The sequence below is a fragment of the Curtobacterium sp. TXMA1 genome (assembly GCF_020162095.1).
Taxonomy (GTDB): Bacteria; Actinomycetota; Actinomycetes; order Actinomycetales; family Microbacteriaceae; genus Curtobacterium.
The window spans coordinates 359,746-376,262 of record NZ_CP083910.1; the positions used below are offsets into that span (position 1 = coordinate 359,746).

General features: G+C 71.0%; 18 protein-coding genes. 8 read left to right on the forward strand and 10 right to left on the reverse strand.

The genetic code is table 11. The features are described 5' to 3' along the window. The first annotated feature begins 110 nt into the window (after positions 1–110). Positions 111–1,250, forward strand: coding sequence for a CE1758 family FMN-dependent luciferase-like monooxygenase (locus LCG91_RS01895; RefSeq protein ID WP_058748581.1), 1,140 nt, complete (start codon positions 111–113; stop codon positions 1,248–1,250). A 135-nt stretch (positions 1,251–1,385) separates the two neighbouring features. Here the strand turns inward: LCG91_RS01895 and LCG91_RS01900 are convergent, their stop codons facing one another. Both LCG91_RS01900 and LCG91_RS01905 read right to left on the reverse strand, forming a co-directional pair. Further along, complete coding sequence (locus tag LCG91_RS01900; RefSeq protein ID WP_224442305.1) at positions 1,386–1,772, reverse strand: DMT family transporter; 387 nt, start codon at positions 1,770–1,772, stop codon at positions 1,386–1,388. A 1-nt stretch (position 1,773) separates the two neighbouring features. After that, positions 1,774–2,088, reverse strand: a complete 315-nt coding sequence (locus LCG91_RS01905; protein ID WP_082688372.1) for a DMT family transporter — start codon at positions 2,086–2,088, stop codon at positions 1,774–1,776. A gap of 100 nt (positions 2,089–2,188) precedes the next feature. Here LCG91_RS01905 and LCG91_RS01910 point away from each other — a divergent pair, with 100 nt between their 5' ends. From LCG91_RS01910 to LCG91_RS01925, 4 genes are read left to right on the forward strand one after another with little or no spacing between them, the layout of a single operon-like run. After that, the gene (locus LCG91_RS01910) at positions 2,189–2,767 is read left to right on the forward strand and encodes a TetR/AcrR family transcriptional regulator (protein ID WP_224442306.1); all 579 of its coding nucleotides are present in this window, start codon (positions 2,189–2,191) and stop codon (positions 2,765–2,767) included. A gap of 49 nt (positions 2,768–2,816) precedes the next feature. Next, on the forward strand, positions 2,817–3,851 hold the full coding sequence (locus LCG91_RS01915) for a permease (protein ID WP_137766336.1): 1,035 nt from the start codon (positions 2,817–2,819) through the stop codon (positions 3,849–3,851). After that, positions 3,838–4,761 (forward strand): TIGR03943 family putative permease subunit, encoded by a 924-nt coding sequence (locus tag LCG91_RS01920; RefSeq protein WP_224442308.1) that lies wholly within the window; start codon positions 3,838–3,840, stop codon positions 4,759–4,761. Before LCG91_RS01915 ends, LCG91_RS01920 begins: the two co-directional genes overlap by 14 nt. Next, positions 4,761–6,194 carry a hypothetical protein gene (locus LCG91_RS01925; protein ID WP_224442309.1) on the forward strand — a complete coding sequence of 478 codons (1,434 nt, stop codon included), beginning with the start codon at positions 4,761–4,763 and terminating at the stop codon, positions 6,192–6,194. Before LCG91_RS01920 ends, LCG91_RS01925 begins: the two co-directional genes overlap by 1 nt. Before the next feature lie 3 nt (positions 6,195–6,197). On the opposite strand, the gene LCG91_RS01930 is transcribed toward LCG91_RS01925, so the two are convergent. The 6 genes from LCG91_RS01930 to LCG91_RS01955 form a co-directional block, all read right to left on the reverse strand. Further along, entirely contained in the window at positions 6,198–7,157 is a 960-nt protein-coding gene (locus tag LCG91_RS01930) for a helix-turn-helix transcriptional regulator (RefSeq protein WP_224442310.1), read from the reverse strand. Positions 7,158–7,319: 162 nt separating this feature from the next. Further along, positions 7,320–8,366 (reverse strand): NAD(P)-dependent alcohol dehydrogenase, encoded by a 1,047-nt coding sequence (locus LCG91_RS01935; RefSeq protein ID WP_058728628.1) that lies wholly within the window; start codon positions 8,364–8,366, stop codon positions 7,320–7,322. Positions 8,367–8,589: 223 nt separating this feature from the next. Next, positions 8,590–9,651, reverse strand: coding sequence for a glycerate kinase (locus tag LCG91_RS01940; RefSeq protein WP_224442311.1), 1,062 nt, complete (start codon positions 9,649–9,651; stop codon positions 8,590–8,592). A gap of 28 nt (positions 9,652–9,679) precedes the next feature. Further along, a complete protein-coding gene (locus tag LCG91_RS01945; RefSeq protein WP_224442312.1) occupies positions 9,680–10,795 on the reverse strand; it encodes an FAD-dependent oxidoreductase in 1,116 nt (371 codons plus the stop codon). Between the two features lie 51 nt (positions 10,796–10,846). Continuing rightward, a complete protein-coding gene (locus LCG91_RS01950) occupies positions 10,847–11,968 on the reverse strand; it encodes an AI-2E family transporter (protein ID WP_224442313.1) in 1,122 nt (373 codons plus the stop codon). 668 nt (positions 11,969–12,636) lie between these two features. Continuing rightward, on the reverse strand, positions 12,637–13,413 hold the full coding sequence (locus LCG91_RS01955; RefSeq protein ID WP_224442314.1) for a hypothetical protein: 777 nt from the start codon (positions 13,411–13,413) through the stop codon (positions 12,637–12,639). Between the two features lie 113 nt (positions 13,414–13,526). Between LCG91_RS01955 and LCG91_RS01960 the strand changes: the two genes are divergently transcribed. Continuing rightward, entirely contained in the window at positions 13,527–14,006 is a 480-nt protein-coding gene (locus LCG91_RS01960) for a MarR family winged helix-turn-helix transcriptional regulator (RefSeq protein ID WP_224442315.1), read from the forward strand. A 44-nt stretch (positions 14,007–14,050) separates the two neighbouring features. Here LCG91_RS01960 and LCG91_RS01965 read toward each other — a convergent pair whose 3' ends face one another. After that, the gene (locus tag LCG91_RS01965; RefSeq protein WP_224442316.1) at positions 14,051–14,389 is read right to left on the reverse strand and encodes an ASCH domain-containing protein; all 339 of its coding nucleotides are present in this window, start codon (positions 14,387–14,389) and stop codon (positions 14,051–14,053) included. Positions 14,390–14,549: 160 nt separating this feature from the next. Between LCG91_RS01965 and LCG91_RS01970 the strand changes: the two genes are divergently transcribed. After that, entirely contained in the window at positions 14,550–14,861 is a 312-nt protein-coding gene (locus tag LCG91_RS01970; protein WP_058728693.1) for a MazG nucleotide pyrophosphohydrolase domain-containing protein, read from the forward strand. A gap of 94 nt (positions 14,862–14,955) precedes the next feature. Here LCG91_RS01970 and LCG91_RS01975 read toward each other — a convergent pair whose 3' ends face one another. Further along, positions 14,956–15,360: a hypothetical protein gene (locus LCG91_RS01975; RefSeq protein ID WP_224442317.1), complete on the reverse strand. Its 405-nt coding sequence runs from the start codon at positions 15,358–15,360 to the stop codon at positions 14,956–14,958. Positions 15,361–15,453: 93 nt separating this feature from the next. Between LCG91_RS01975 and LCG91_RS01980 the strand changes: the two genes are divergently transcribed. Beyond that, positions 15,454–16,227: an alpha/beta fold hydrolase gene (locus tag LCG91_RS01980; protein ID WP_224443189.1), complete on the forward strand. Its 774-nt coding sequence runs from the start codon at positions 15,454–15,456 to the stop codon at positions 16,225–16,227. The last annotated feature ends 290 nt before the right edge of the window (positions 16,228–16,517 follow it).

Consider the following 16,517-nt stretch of genomic DNA (forward strand, 5'->3'; position numbering starts at 1 on the left):
TGGCGGGAATGCCCGGCGCTGCGGTACGTTATACCCGGCAAGTCGATGCAAACGCATCGAAACAGCCGCACCACCAGCGGCACCACGGCCAGCACCAGGAGGCGGGCACCATGCAGTTCGGGATCTTCACCGTCAGCGACGTCACGACGGACCCCACGACCGGCACCACACCGGACGACACCCGGCGCGTCCGGGACATCCTGACGATCGCCGAGCACGCCGACCAGGCCGGCCTCGACGTCTTCGCCACCGGAGAGCACCACAACCCGCCCTTCGTCGCGTCGAGCCCGACGACGATGCTCGGCTACCTCGCGGGACGCACGGAGCACATCACCCTGTCGACGAGCACGACCCTGGTCACGACGAACGACCCGGTGCGCATCGCCGAGGAGTACGCGATGCTCCAGGTGATCAGCGACGGCCGCATGGACCTGATGATGGGTCGCGGCAACACCGGCCCGGTCTACCCGTGGTTCGGGCAGGACATCCGCCAGGGCGTGAACCTGGCCATCGAGAACTACGCGCTCATCCGCCAGCTGTGGGAGAACGACGTCGTGAACTGGCAGGGGAAGTTCCGCACCCCGCTGCAGGGCTTCACCTCGACCCCGCGTCCGCTCGACGGCGTGCCGCCCTTCGTCTGGCACGGCTCGATCCGCACCCCCGAGATCGCTGAGCAGGCCGCTTACTACGGCGACGGGTTCCTGCACAACAACATCTTCTGGCCGATCCAGCACACCGAGCAGATGGTGGGCCTGTACCGCCAGCGCTTCGAGCACTACGGGCACGGCACCGCCGACCAGGCGATCGTCGGCCTCGGCGGGCAGTTCTTCGCGCGGAAGAACTCGCAGGACGCGTGGGACGAGTTCCGCCCCTACTTCGACAACGCCCCGGTGTACGGCCACGGCCCGTCGATGGAGGACTTCACTGCCCAGACCCCGCTCACCGTCGGCTCGCCGCAGCAGGTCATCGACCGCTACGCCACGATGAAGGACCACGTCGGGCACTACCAGCGCCAGATGTTCCTCATCGACCACGCCGGCCTGCCGCTCAAGACGGTGCTCGAGCAGATCGACATCCTGGCCGAGGACATCGTCCCCGAGCTCCGGAGGATCAACGAGGCGGACCGTCCGGCGCACGTACCGTCCGACCCGCCGTCGCACGCCGACCGCGTGGCCGCCGCGCTCGCCGCGGGGACCGCGGGCAGCGACCACGTCGCGGCCGAGGACGAGTGGACGGGCGCGTCCGTCTGAGCACGTGACCCCGTGACGGCCTGGAGGCGCGGTGCCGGCTGGCACCGCGCCTCCCGTCCGTCACCGGCCCGGTCCGTCACCGCGCGATCCGTCACCGGCGCGGTCTCGTCCGCCGAGGCGACAGGATGCGCCCGATCATCCGCGGCGGTCTGTCGCCTTCGCGGGACCGACGCCGGGCTCCAGGACCGGACCCGGGGTGACCGGGCGTGCAGGGACCAGCTTCAGGCCGACCACGCAGCCGACGATCCCGGCGATGAACAGCAGGCGCAGGAACGTGACCGGTTCGGCGCCGGTCGCCATGCCCCACAGGACCGTGAGGCCCGCCCCGGTCCCGGTCCACACCGCGTAGGCCGTGCTGATCGGGATGTGCCGGAGCACGTAGCCGAACGCCACCAGGCTCACGACGATCGTCACCGCGAACAGGGCTGTCGGACCCGGCACGGTGAAGCCGTCACTCGCGCCGAGCGCCGTGGCCCAGACGGTCTCGAGCGCCGCGCTGACGAACAGGACGAGCCACGCCACCTCAGCTCACCACCTTGAGACCGACCACGCAGGCGACCAGCCCGAGCACGAGGGCGACGCGGGTGATCGACGCGGCCTCCTGGCGGCGGAGGATCGCCACGACGACCGTGAGCGACGCTCCGATGCCGACCCACACCGCGTAGGCGGTGCCGACCGGGATCGCCTTCATGGCGAACGCGAGTCCGACCATGCTGAGCACCATGCCGGCGACGAACACGATCGTCGGCACCACCTTCTTGAACCCGTTCGACGCGCTCAGCGCGGTGGCCCACACCGCCTCGAGCACCCCGGACAGGACGAGCACGACCCAGGCCACGGCGTCTCCTTCCCTCGTGATGACGTGTCGAGTCGCACGACTGTGCGACTCTTCCTGATCGACGGTAGCACGAGTCGCACGACCGTGCGAGTATGGCGTGGTGACCACTCGCGAGGACCTCGAACGACGCCGTCTCGACGTCTCCGACGCGGCGTGCCGGGTCCTCGCGCGCGACGGCCTGGGCGCCCTGAGCGTCCGCGGGGTCGCCGCCGAGGCCGGCCTCCCGCCGAGCACCGTGCGCTACGTCTTCCCGACGCAGGCCGCCATGCGCGAGCACACCATCACGCTCGTGTTCGACCGGACCCGGGAGCGCATCGCCGCGATCCCCGAGGGACTCCCGGACGGCGAGACCGCGCGGCGGATCCTGCTCGAGCTGCTGCCGCTCGACGACGAGCGGGTGGTCGAGCTCGACGTGTACCTGGCGCTCGGCAACGCGGCGCTCACCGATGCTGCGCTCCGGCCCGCCCTGGACCGGGTGGTCGCCGAGATGCGGGCGTGGTGCGACCGGATCGTCGCCCTCGTCGGGGTGCCCGAGGACCAGCGGGCCGACGAGGCGTGCCGGCTCCACGCGCTCGTCGACGGACTGGCGGTGCACGTCACGCGCCTCGCGCCCGGGGAGTCCGGCGAGTGGGCGATCGACCTGCTCGACCGGCACCTGACGGGCCTGCCGACCGACTGAGCCGGGCAGGGGGACCGGGGCACCGCGCGGCTCCGAGGGAGCGGGCACGATGCTCGCCTATCCTGTCCCGGTGACGAGCGCTCCCACTCGCCCCGCCCCGACCCGCACGCTCACCGGCCCCGGCCTGGTGCTCGGTGCCGTCGTGGTGCTGCTCGGCGTGCGCGTGGTGTCGCCGACCGTCGGGACCGCCGGGCTGCCCGACGTCGTGCAGGACTTCCTCACGCTGGCGATCAGCGTGGTGGTCGAGTCGCTGCCGTTCGTCGTGCTCGGCATCGTGCTGTCCATCGTCGTCGAGGTCTGGGTGCCGGCCGGCGTGCTCGAGCGGATCCTGCCCGAGCGGCCGGTGCCGCGGCGCGCGGTGATCTCGCTCATCGGCATGCTCTTCCCGGTGTGCGAGTGCGGGAACGTGCCGCTCGCCCGCGGACTCATGATGCGCGGGTTCACCCCGGCCGAGGCCGTTACGTTCCTGGTCGCCGCGCCGATCCTCAACCCGCTCGTCATCATCAGCACGGCGCAGGCGTTCGGGTGGTCCGGGTGGATCCTCGTCGTCCGCATCGTCGGCGGTTTCGTGCTCGCGAACCTGGTCGGGTGGATCGTCGCCGCGCACCGCCGCCCGGCCGAGCTGCTCCTGCCCGCGTTCGAGGCCCGCTGCCGTGCGGCCGTCGGGGCACCGCGCTCCCGGAACCGCTGGCGCGAGAGCGCGTCGCAGTTCGGCGGTGAGACCGCGACGATGATGCCCGCGCTGTTCGTCGGTGCCGGACTGGCGGCCGCGATCCAGGTGGCCGTGCCCCGGTCGACCCTCGTCGCGGTGGGTGCGAACCCGGTGCTGTCGGTCGCGGCGATGATGCTCTTGGCGATGACGATCTCGCTGTGCTCGAACGTCGACGCCTTCTTCGCGCTGTCCTTCGCCTCGACCTTCCTGCCGGGGTCGATCACGGCGTTCCTGCTCATCGGGCCGATCATCGACGTCAAGATGATCGCCCTGCTCCGGACGACGTTCCGTGCGCGCTTCCTGGTGCTGCTCGCCGTCGTCTGCGTCCTGTTCACCGCGGCGGTCGGGTTGGTGATGAATGTCCTCGTCTGAGAAGGCGCCCGCGTACCTCGGGCTCGGGTCGGTGCTCGCGGTGGCGCTCTGCACGCTGTGGCTCGCGCTGGTCGGGCACCTCGACCTGTACATCAACCCGCGGTACGACCTGTTCACGATCGTCCTGGCTGCGGTCGCCGTGCCGGCTTCGGTGGCGGGACTCGTCGCGGTGGCGCGAGGCCACGGGCACGCGCACGACGACGCTGACGGACACGGCCACGGGGGCGCGCACGCCCACGAGCACGAGCACGGGGGCGCGCATGCCCACGAGCACGAGCACGAGCACGGGGGCGCCCACGCCCACGCCCACGTCGACGAGACCGCGTACGAGCACGGCTCCGACGCCGCCCGGGCCGTCCGGCGCCGGGCACCGGGCGCCGCGCGCATCACCCGCGGTGTCGTCGGCGGCATCGCGGCGGCGGCCACCGTCGGGGTCACGGTCGCGATGCTCGTGCTCCCGCCGACGACGCTGTCCGCACGGACCGCCCAGCAGCGGAGCGTGGACACCCCGACCCTGTCGAACGCCACCGGTACCCAGGACGTCGCCCTGCTCGGCAGCGAGGGCGTCGACACCTCGGAGTACGGCGTGAAGGACTGGGCGGCGCTCATCCGCCAGACCACGGACACGACCGCGCTGGTCGGCAAGCCGGTCGAGCTCTCCGGCTTCGTGGTGCCCGGGTCGGACGGGTCGTTCACCCTGACCCGCTTCGTGATCAGCTGCTGCGCGGTCGACGCCCAGCCGGTCGGCCTCGGCGTGGTCGTCGACGGTCCCGTGCCCGACGCGGACCAGTGGGTCCGCGTCACGGGGAAGCTCGCGGCGAACCCGGACCAGTCCGCCGACGCCCGGATCGTCATCCGCGCCGCGACCGTGCGCGACATCGACCAGCCGTCGGACCCGTACGAGTACTGATGCCCGTCACGCCCGTACCCACCGGTTCCCACGACACCGGCCCGCTCCGCCGCCGCCCGCGCGACCGCTTCCGCCGCCGACTGGTGGCCTCGATCACGGTGTTCGTGCTCGTCGGTGCCGTCGCGGCGGTGATCGGTGCGCAGCAGGGACCCCGCCTCCGTGACGTCACGTACGACGCCACCGGGCTCGTGTCGCGACCGGCGCAGCGCGTGATCCTGACGGCGAACCAGGCCCTGCAGCGGGTCCCCGCGGACGCCGTGACGGTCAGCCCGTCCGCCCCGCACACCGTCACGTCGAGCGGCAACACCATCGCGGTCGAGTTCGCCGGCCCGCTCGCCTACGACCGCGCGTACGAGATCACCGTCCGCGACGTCCGGGCCCCCGGGCAGCCCGCCGCCTCCGAGCTCCGCACGACGATCACGACGGGCAGCACGGACGTCCTCGCCCTCGTGCCCGGGGCGTCCGGCGGGAAGGACCGCATCGTCCGCCGCTCCCTCGACGCCGGCGGTGCGACGACCGTGTTCGAGGCCACGGGCATCACCGAGTACGCGCGGCTCGGCCGGTCGCTCGTCGTCGTCCGCGGTGCCGACGGCCGGTCGACCGTCGAGATCGTCCCGCTCGCCGGCGGTGTGCAGGACGACAGCACGCCGGTCGAACGGTTGACGCTGCCGAGCGCCGCCGGACGGGTCACCGCGCTGCACGTCGCCGACGACGGCGCCTCCTTCGGCTTCGAGTACGCCGACACCTCCACCGGTCAGTCACGGAACGTCGGCCTGTACGTGGTCGACATGACCGGCACCCACCTGCCGACCGCGATCGCGGCCGACGGGAAGCCGACCGCGGGGGCGGAGCCGATGACCGTCGCGCAGTGGGCGTACGTACCCCGCACCGAGAGCGCCCTGGTCCGCACCGGGTCCGACGACCTGGTGCTCGTCGACATGAGCGGTCGCAACGACCCGGTGCGGCTCGGGAGCGCCACCTACCTGCACGGGTTCGTCGGCAGCGGCACCACGGCCGTCGTCGAGACGGGGACCGGCATCGTCCGCCTCGACCTGACCGACGGGCAGCGGACGGCGCCGCCGGCGCCGGAGGGCAGCACCGACGCGCCCTACCTCGGTCGGATCGCCCCGCTCACGGGCGACACCTACGTGCGCGTGGTGGGCGACGTGCGGACCGACGGCACCCTCGCTCAGCGGATCGTGCGCGTCGACGCGAGCCGTGCCTCCCGGCTGCCCGTCACCGTGCCCGAGGACGCGAGCGTGACCGCGGTCTGCCCGTCCCCGAACAGTCAGTTCCTGGCCGTCACCACACGGTCGGCATCGGGGGACCTGGTGAGCGTCGTGGACGCGGCCTCCGGTGCGCTCGAGGCGAGTGTGCAGGCGTCGTCGGTCGACTGGTGCGGCACGCTGCCGTCCGGGGACGAGATCGGCTGACCGTCAGCGCCGCAGCGTCTGCTTCGGGTACTCGCCGAACCGCCGCAGGTACTCGCCGGAGAACCGTCCCATGTGGGTGAACCCCCACCGCGCCGCGATCGCCGCGACGGCCACCGACCCGGGCTCGGCGCGGAGCAGGTCGTCGTGCGCGCGACGCAGCCGGACCTCGCGCAGGTACTGCATCGGCGTCCGGTCGAGTGTCCGTTGGAAGGACTCCTGCAGTCCGCGCACGCTCAAGCCGGCGGCGCAGGCGATGTCCGAGACCGTCAACGGCTCGTGCGCTCGCGAGTGGATCGTCTCGACGGCGGAGCGGACCCGGGCGTTCCGGTGCTCGCCCCAGCCGACGGGGGCGGTCTCGCCGTGGAACCGGTAGAGGTCGAGGAGCGAGCGGACGACCTCGCGCTGGGACTCGCGCCATGCCAGCGACCCGGCACCCTCGTCGCGCAGGGCCCGGACCGACGATGCCACCGACCCACGCCACCGTTCGACGGCCGCCGTCGTGGGCGGGGTGAAGCGGTCGAACGCGAGCGTGCCGTCGACCAGGAAGCGTTCCGCGGCGACGTCGAGCACGAGCTCGCGGTCAAGGTGCACCAGCCGCTGGTCCCAGTCGCGGTACTCCATGTCGAAGCGCTGCTCGATCGGGAAGAGCACGGGGACGCCGGGCTGCATGCGAATCGCGTTTCGTCCCGTGTCGACGGTCGCGGTGCCGGAGTCGATCCACTGGACGACGACCTCGCCCTCGACGGCGACGTCGCCGCGCAGCGAGCCGTGCATCTGCGACCGTCGGATGCTCATCCGCTCGTCGCCGACGGCGACGTAGCGGTACCAGAAGTCGTCGTCGACGTGCGCCGAGTGCCAGGCCTTGCCGGCGTACATGCCGGCGAGGTCGGCGATCGCGCCGTCGGTGTCACTGCCGGACACCGACACCAGGGAGCGGAGTCCCTCGTTCGTCGTGTCGTCCATCGATCAAGCCTCTCTCCTCCGGCGGGTGGAGCGGGCGCGTCGCGTGACCCGGACGATGTGCTCGCGTTCTGCGGACAGGCCGCGCGGTCGGTCCGCGGCCGGACGACGGACGGGAGGCGCGGTGCCCGCTGGCCCCGCGCCTCCCGTCCGACGGTCAGGCCGTCAGGCCAGCGTGGCCGCGTCGATCACGAAGCGGTAGCGGACGTCCGACGACAGCACGCGCTCGTACGCCTCGTTGATCTGGTCGGCGCTGATGAGCTCGGTCTCCGGCAGGATCCCGTGCTCGGCGCAGAAGTCCAGCATCTCCTGCGTCTCGGCGATGCCGCCGATCGCGGAGCCCGCCCAGCTCAGGCGGCGGGGGATGAGGGCGAACGCCGGGACCTCGAGCGGCTCCGACGGGGCGCCGACGTTGACGAGCGTGCCGTCGACCTTGAGCAGGCCGAGGTACGCCTTCATGTCGAGCTTGGCCGAGACCGTGTTGATGATGAGCTCGAACGACTGCGCGAGCTCCTCGAAGGTCGCCGGGTCCTTCGTCGCGAAGTGGGCCTTCGCGCCGTAGCGGAGCGAGTCCTCCTGCTTGCTGGTCGTCTGCGACAGGACGGTGACCTCGGCGCCGAGCGCGACCGCGATCTTCACCGCCATGTGGCCGAGACCGCCCATGCCGACGACGGCGACCTTCGAGCCGGGGCCGACCTTCCAGTGGTGCAGCGGCGAGTACGTGGTGATTCCGGCGCAGAGCAGCGGCGCGACCTTCTCGATGTCGAGCGACTCGGGGACGCGGAGGACGAAGTCCTCGTTGACGACGACGGCCTCGGAGTACCCGCCCTGGGTGATCGAGCCGTCCGCGGGGTCGACGCCCGCGTAGGTCTGGATGTTGCCCTTCAGGCAGTACTGCTCCTGGCCCGCGACGCACTGCTCGCACTCGCCGCACGAGTTCACCATGCAGCCGACGCCGACCCGGTCGCCGACCTGGTGCTTCGTGACGTCGGAGCCGACGGCCGAGACGTGGCCGACGATCTCGTGACCGACGACCTGGGGGTACTGGATCGGGCCCCACTCGCCGCGGACGGTGTGGATGTCCGAGTGGCAGATGCCGGCGTAGGCGATGTCGATCTCGACGTCGTTCGGGCCGAGGTCACGGCGGGTGATGGTGGTCTTGACGAGCGGCTCGGTGGCCGACGGTGCCGCGTACGCGTTGACGGTGCGCATTGGTCTCCTCGTGGGGGTGTTCTCGGGCCGGGTGCGACCCGCATCCCAGTGTGGTCCCGCGCCCTGGGGACAGGGAGGTTGCGACGGGGTACCCCTCGTGGGCACCGACGGGCGTGTCGGGGTGCGGCCGCGTCGGGGCGCGGGCGCGGCGCTCGCGGGGTCCAGCCGTGTCGGCCGCGTCGGCCGCGGGGTCCAGCCGTGTCGGCCGCGTCGGCCGCGGAGCTCATCCGACGAGCCGCGCCAACCGCCGCCCGGCGATCGTCGCGAAGCGCAGCGGGTCACGCAGCGCGTCGTCCGGCTCCCCGGTCGTCTGCGTCGCGAGCACCACGAGCGAGGCCGCCGCGTCGAAGTCGTCCGACCGCGCCTCGATCTCGCCCGCGACCAGCACCACCCGGGCGGCCGGCGCGTGCTCCGCCGCGAGCGCCCGGACGACCGACGGCACCTTGCCCGCAGCGCTCTGCTCGTCGAAGCGCCCCTCGCCGGTGACCACGACGTCGGCACCGTCGAGCAGTGCGGGCAGCCCGAGCACGTCCGCGACCGCCCGTGCTCCCGGTGCGAGCGTCGCACCCCAGGCGAGCAGTCCGAACCCGACCCCGCCCGCGGCACCCGCGCCCGGCGTCGCGGGGTCGACCCCGGGCAGGCTCGCCGCCCACCCGGTCAGCCGTTCCTCGAACGCCGGAGCCGTGTCGGGCGTGATGCCCTTCTGCGGTCCGAACACCGCGGCCGCGCCGGTCGGGCCGAGCAGCGGCGACGTCACGTCGGTCAGGACGACCACCCCGCCGGTCGGCTGCGGCCGGAGCCCCGCGCGGTCGGCCGCGCCCGATGCGTCGACGGTCAGCCCGAGCGCCTCGAGCACCGGTCGACCGCCGTCGGTCGACGCGCTGCCCCCGATGCCCAGCACGAGCCCGGTCGCGCCGGCGTCGAGCGCTGCGACGATCGCCTCACCGAAGCCACGGCTCGTCGCGGTCTCCGGGCGCAGGGCTCCTCGCAGGAGCGGCAGCCCGCTCGTCGCCGCGAGCTCCACGACGGCCCGGCCGTCGGGCAGGTGCAGCCAGTGCGTGTCGACGGGCGAGCCGTCCGGCCCGGTCACCGTCACGGGGACGCGGAGAGCCGCCGGGTACGCCGCGGCGAACGCGTCGAGGGTGCCCTCGCCACCGTCCGCCATCGGCACGGTGACGACATCGTCCTCCGGCCGTTCGTCGAGCCACCCGGACCGCACCGCCCGCGCGGTGTCGGCCGCGGTCGCGGTGCCCTTCAGGGAGTCGGGAGCGATGACGACGCGCACCGGTCCACCGTAGCGGGACCGCGCGCGGTCAGAGGGCGAAGCGCGGGAGCGGCTCGCCTCCGGTCGCCAGGTCGGCGAGGAGCTCCCCGAGCAGCGGCGCGAACTTGAACCCGTGGCCCGAGAACCCCGTCGCCACGGTGAGCGGCCCACGCCGGTCGATGACGAAGTCCTCGTCCGGCGTGGTGTCGTAGAGGCAGCTGATGAAGGTCGGACGTGTCGCGTCGACCCCGGGCACGTACCGCGCGACGTACGCCTGCAGCCGCTCGGCCTCCTCGGGCACCGGCCGCTTGTCGCGGGCGTCGGGGTCGACGACCGGCCCGGTGCCGTGGAACCCGACCTTGACCCCCTCGCCCGGCGTCAGCAGCCCGTAGACGTCGTCGCCGTCGGCCCAGTGCACGAACGACGGCCACGCCGCGTCCGGCAGGTGGCTGGGGAAGTGGGCGGGCTGCTCCTGGGTGACGCGGACGGCCGGGAGGACCGCCCCGCGCCCGGCGAGCACGTCGCCCACCAGCGTCGGTGCCCACGACCCCACGGCGGCCACTACGCTCGCCGTCCGGACCGACGTCCCGTCGCCGAGCGTCACGGTGAGGTCGTCCCCGTGGTCGACGATCGCACGGACTCGGCTGCCGAACCGGAGCTCGGCCAGGCCCGTGTGCTCCACGAGCGTCAGGAAGAGCTCGACCGCGTCGGCCGACCGGATGCGTCCGGCCGTGGCGTGCGTCAGGACGTGCCCCTCGAACGCGATGCCCGGCCAGCGCGAGGCGGCCTCGTCCGGGGTCAGGGTCTCGTGGGGGATCCCGGCGCCCCTCAGCGCCGCAGCGATCGCGTCGACGACCTCGGGCCGGCCGTGGTCGACCGCGCCGGTCCGGTCGAGCAGCGTCGTGCCCGACGACGTCTCGAGGGCGCCCCAGAGCGCGAGCGCGCGGGTCGTCAGCGCGACGTACTCCGGGTCGGTGTAGCCCTGCCGGAAGATCCGGGTCGCACCGTGCGACGACCCCTCGAGGTGCCCGCGGCCGTGCTGCTCGACGAGCAGGACGCGCTCGCCGCGGGCGGTCAGGGCCCAGGCGGCGGCAGCACCGACCACGCCGCCGCCGATCACCACGTGCCCGTCGAACCGGCTCGCGTCCGGCTGCCTGTCGTCCATCACGGCAGCGTAGTGCGGCGCGGTGCCCGGATCCCGGTGCTGACCGGGTGCTCAGCCGACCGGCACCGTCTCGCGGCGCTTCTGTCGCCACGGCGTCGCCGGTTCGTCCTCGCCGTTCCAGATCCGGACGACGCCCCAGCCGGCGGCGATGAGCGGGACCGCGAGCAGTGCACCGGTCACCCCGCCGAGCACGGTACCCGCGGTCAGGCCGACCAGGATGACGAGTCCGTGCAGGCGCAGCGTCCTGCCCATCAGCACGGGCTGCAGGAAGTTGCCCTCGATCTGGTTCACGAGCACGACGATCGCGACGACGATCACCGCCTTGACCGGCCCGAGCGCGACGAGTGTCACGAGTGCCGCGAGCGTGCCGGCGATCGGGGCACCGATCATCGGGATGAACGAGGTCACGAACGCCACCACCGCCAGCGGGATCGTCAGCGGGACGCCGAGGACCGCGAGGCCGGTGCCGATCGCCACCGCGTCGAACGCGGCCACGGCAGCTGTCCCGCGTACGTACCCGCCGAGGGTCGTCACCACGCGGTCCCCGATCCGTCGCGCCCGGTCGTACTGCTCGCCGGTGAACGGGCGGAGCAGGAACTCCCAGATGGCCGGCCCGTCCTTGAGGAAGAAGAACAGGATGACCGCGGTGAGCACCGCCCCGGTGACGACGTTCGTCACGGCGGAGATGCCGGCGATCGCCCCCGCCCCGAAGCGCGCACTGGTGACGAAGTCGACCAGGCCGGACACCGCGTCCTCGATCTGCGCGTCGGTCACCCGGACGGGCAGCTCGTGCAGTACGTCCTGCACCTGCTGCAGCCCGTCGACCGCCGACGCCTGCAGTGCGGGCCACTGCCCGGCGAACGCGGCGACGAGCAACCAGAGCACCCCGGCGGCCGCGGCGAGGACGCCCACGAACGCGATCGTTGTGGCGACCACCGACGGCACCCCGTGTCCGCGGAGCCAGGCGACCAGCGGGTACAGCGCCGAGGCGACGATGAGCGCGAGCAGCACCGGGATCGTGACGAGGCTCAGGGTCGTCGCGGCGGTGACGATCCCGCCGATCACCGCGACGATCACGACCGTCTGCAGGCAGCGCACCGCGAGCCGGCCGTAGGGGTCGGTCCAGGTGCTCGGGCGGACGGAGGTGGGCGCGGCGGAACGGCGCAGGTGCATGGCGGGTCTTCCGGATCGGTTCGGCGTGGCCGTGACCCCGTCGGCACAGGGCAGACGCTACCGAGCGACGGCCGGTCGTCGTCCCTGCTCGGTCCACGACGACTGGTCTGCCGACTTTCCGACGGGTCGGAACACTCTGCTGCTCGACGGGACCGAAGGCTCACTTCCACCGGGTTCCTCCCCGACACCGCCCAGGATCTCGGCCACGACCTGCCCGACCTGACCGAGACGAGAGGCGCCGGCACCGTCGTCCGCACAAGGGGCGCTCATCGAGAAGATCACCGGACCAGTCATCTGAGACAGAAGAAGCTGCGGTGAGATCAATCGGTCTGGCTTGTTCGTGGCAGGACCGGCTATTGAGACGCTGTTCTGCACCCTCGGCGAAGGCGCGGTAGCCTCGCGCTGTGGGGAGCATCGGGGAATTTGGAGCAGTAGTGCTCGTCCTGATCTGCATCGGGGTGATTCTGTTCGCAGGCCGGATCGCACGTGAGCTTGGCGCATCCTGGTGGCGGGCACGACGAGCGAATGCACAAGCACGAGATCGTCACCGCGGTGAGCGCTGAGGTCAAAACGGTGGCCCGCCTCGACCGGTGGCAGTTCGAGTCGCGGCCATCTGGCGATCCTTCGAAGGGCTGCCCGCTGGCCGATGGTGCACCGAGACGCTGCCCTCAGGCGAGCGCTCGGCCGCGCGCTGCGGTTCGCGTTGTTGCAGTCGGTCGTTGCGCGACGAAGACGGTGGCGATCGCCACGGCGGCTGCGAGCACGGCGGCCACCGCAGATGCGACCGGAGCACCACGGGTTGCCGCACCGACAGCGGCGAAGGCGAGTGCGTAGACAGTTGTCAGTCCGAACACCCAGCAGAGCGCTCTTGAGACCGTCCTCGTGAACAGGAGGAGCGCAACCGCTGTGCCCGCGGCGGCCGCTGCGAGCAGCAGCTGCCAAGTGGTCCCCCAGGTCCTGTCGAGTGGGGCTCCGGCGTCGACCAGAGTCGTCGACAGGTTCAACCACACGGCGACCGCAGTCCACCCCAAGTAGGTCCCGAGGGCGCCCCACAACACCCCTCGTGCCCATCGCGGCCAGCTTGCGGTCGCGGCGTCGCGAGCGGCCCGGGCCGCGAGCACGAGCGCGGCCCCCATGACGACGAAGACGGGCACAGTCAGCGCGGTGAGCGCAGGCAGTGATGCGAGCCCGAGCCAGACAGAGAAGCCCACCGCGGCCACCGCGAGCGGTCCGGCGATGGAGGCCCGCCCCGGCGCGTCCGTGCGGGCAAAGAACTGCCACAGCGAGTAGACGCCCGTTAGCGTGACGATGAGCCCCCAGATGGAGAACGCCGGGCCCGGGGGCACGAGCACCGGACCCTCAGGGTTGTCACGCGTGAAGCTCGACCCGACGACAGCGGAGATCCCGATCGACACTGGCTGCCCGATGGCGAAGAACAGAAGCACCCAACGCTTCCACGGCTCATCTCGATGCGTAGCGATCATTGCTGTCTCCTCCAGTCAGGTACTTCCAAAATCAAGATACTCCGATCCTGGAAGGAACGTGTCAAGATGGGGACGTGGACGATCAAAGGAACGTCGAGCGTGAGCTGCTCGAACGGGAGCTGACGTCGGCGCAGCAACGGCTCTTCTCCGAGTCACAACAGGTCGCACACGCTTTCGCCCGCCAGCACGGCATGACAGAGCGAGACTTCTCCGCGATCCTCGCGATCATGCTGGGCGAGGTGACAGGTGAGGCCCTGACACCCACAGCGCTCGCAAAGCGCATCCGGCTGAGCTCCCCCGCGACGACGAGCGTCATCAACAAGCTCGTGGCCGCCGGCCACGCCGAACGGCACCGCGACAGTGAGGACCTGCGTCGGGTCACACTGCGCTACGGACCCGCTGCTAGGGAAGTTGCAGGCGCGTTCTTCGCTCCTCTTGCTGAAGCATCACGGGCACATGCCGACCAGTTCTCCACCACCGAGCTCCGCACCGTCGCGCGTTGGCTCACCGGCATGGCGGACATCATGGGCTCCCGCGCCGCAGAACTCGACTGAGGTGCGCGATCACAGCTAGACCACTCGTCTCAATAGACGATCGTCTATCGGGACGCCTCAATCGCGAGCTCGGCGACCTCGACCACAGCGTCGGAAGGCATATCCGGGTAGTAGTTCTCGCGCAGCTGCTGCGCGAAGAGCTGCATGTCAGTCTCAGGAGGCTGGTGGGCTTGTTCGGCAGTGAGACTGTCGAGCCGGTATCGGTGCACGGCGATCACGGTGCCGGGGACCGGTCCTGCCGTCGGGTGTTCATCGAAGATGAACACGGCTGCTCCCACCGGTACGTCCTCGTTCCACCGGACGGTGGTGACCTTCTCGCCGGACATCACTGCCTTGTGGTGCTTGCGATGGAAGTGGATCGTGTTGGGTGTCGCACTGACCATGCATCCACTCTGCCGCAGCGGGACAGGGCGACGATCGTGGTGCCGATTCCGTGGCGGTCCGACTTCGGAAGCTGTCACCGTCCGTTGACCGACCGGCTATCGGACACACAGATGCTCTCCCGATCGGCACCGGGATCGGTGGTGGTGCAACACTGCGTTGGTGAACATCGATGAGCTGAGGGACGAGGTCGAGCAGGTCTCGACGTTCTATGCGGAGCGTCATGGCATCGACCGGACCGACGACTGGTTCGTGTTGAAGCTCAACGAGGAGGTGGGGGAGCTGACGCAGGCGTACCTCGCGCGGGTAGGTCAGGCGCGCGACAAGGGCCGTACCAGTGAGGAGCTCGACAACGACTTTCGGTCCGAGCTGGCCGATGTGCTCGCCCAGGTCCTCCTCATAGCGCGCCGCTTCGACGTGAACCTGCCTGACGAGGTTGCTCGGAAGTGGCTGGTCTGGAAGCCCGCTCGGTAGCTCGCCTGCTGTGCCGCGCGATAGACCGGAAGATGATCCTTGACCGGTCGCTGACTCATGGCCCCGTTTCAATTCAGAATCGGGGTACCGAGGCTCACGGCAGCAGCGAGCCCCAGGTGATGTCGCCGTGACAGAAGACGACGGTCGTGCCGTCTCCTGCCCAAACGTCGATCCAGGTGGGAGCGGTCGGGCGGGGACTCATCTGAGGCAGCGAGGACTTCGAAAGCGCCTTGATCTTCGCTTTCCCGGGCCAATAGGGCTTGCACTGTCCGCCGCCTCCGCAGCCGCAAGCCTCGAACGCTACCTCGGCTCCATCGCGGACGAGGACCGCCGCAACCTCTTCGCGGATGTCCTCCTCGAGGCGAGACAGACGATTTCCCTCTGGCGTGAACAACTCGCCGGCGAGATTGAAGGTTCCGGGGCGTACGGCAAATCGGCCGCCTGAAGTGGTGGCTCCAGAGATCTTGCCCCGACCAGTCGTTCGCGCACGTTTCGTCACGACGCCAGTTTCTCACCCCTAGAAATCGCAACCCGGTCGTCCGGCCAACGATCGGCTATCGGGACGGGCTGCTCATAGGCTTGCTGGGTGATCGTGCGAGTTCTTGGTTCTGGTCGTCCGCTTGTTGCCCTTCACGGGTTCGGTGTCGACCACCGGATCATGCTGCCGCTGGCGGACGCGGTGCAGGACCTGCCTTGGCAGCTGGTGCTCCTCGATCTGCCGTGGGCCGAAGCCGCCGCGGCGACCGCGACCGCGAAGAGCGCGGTCGACGTGGCCGACGAGGTACTCGCCGACATCGACGACCACCTCGGCGACGAGCCCTTCGCCGTCATCGGGAACTCCTTCGGCGGCATGATCGCCCGACACGTCGCGCACGAACGCCGAGACCACGTGCTCGGCCTCGCGACCCTGGCGGGTGTCGTGCACCCTGCCCGCGCAGACCGGGCCGTCCCCGAGCGCACCGTGCTGCACACCGAACCGTCCGTCCTCGAAGCCGCCGGCGACGCGCGAGAAGCATTTGAGGAGGTCAGCGTCATCCAGGACGCCGCCGCGTTCACATCGTTCGAGCGGTACGTGCTGCCCGGTCTCCGTGGCGCCGACCCTGCTGTGATGGACCGCATCGCCGCCGACTACGCACTGGACGCGGTGCCGGAGGAGCGCCACCCGGAACCGTTCACTGCTCCGGCCCTGCACCTGTTCGGTCGACAGGACGACGTCGTCGGGTATGAGGACGGGCTCGCACTCCGAGACCACTACCCGCGAGGGAGCTTCGTCGTCCTCGACGGTGCTGGACACAACGTGCACCTCGAGCAACCCGGGATCACCGCCGCCCTGGTCCGCGACTGGCTCACACGGATCGACCGGTAGCCGATCCCCAGCTGGTCACCCGCCTCGAAGAGCAAGGAAGCTCGAGCAGTGCAAGCGAACATCAGATCGCTGACGGTGCACGGCCGAACGCAGGACCGTGATGCCGACCTCGACCACGTACCGCAGTTCGAAGTCGAGACCGATACAGGACACCGGTACATGGTCACCTGCGAGGGCCCACCGGTCGGACCCCCTCGGACTGGAAGGTGACGAGCGCCGATGACGGGCACCTGGTCGGTAGTGTCCGCTTGCTCGGTGCAGGGATGCCTGGAGCAACCAACTACCGGTAC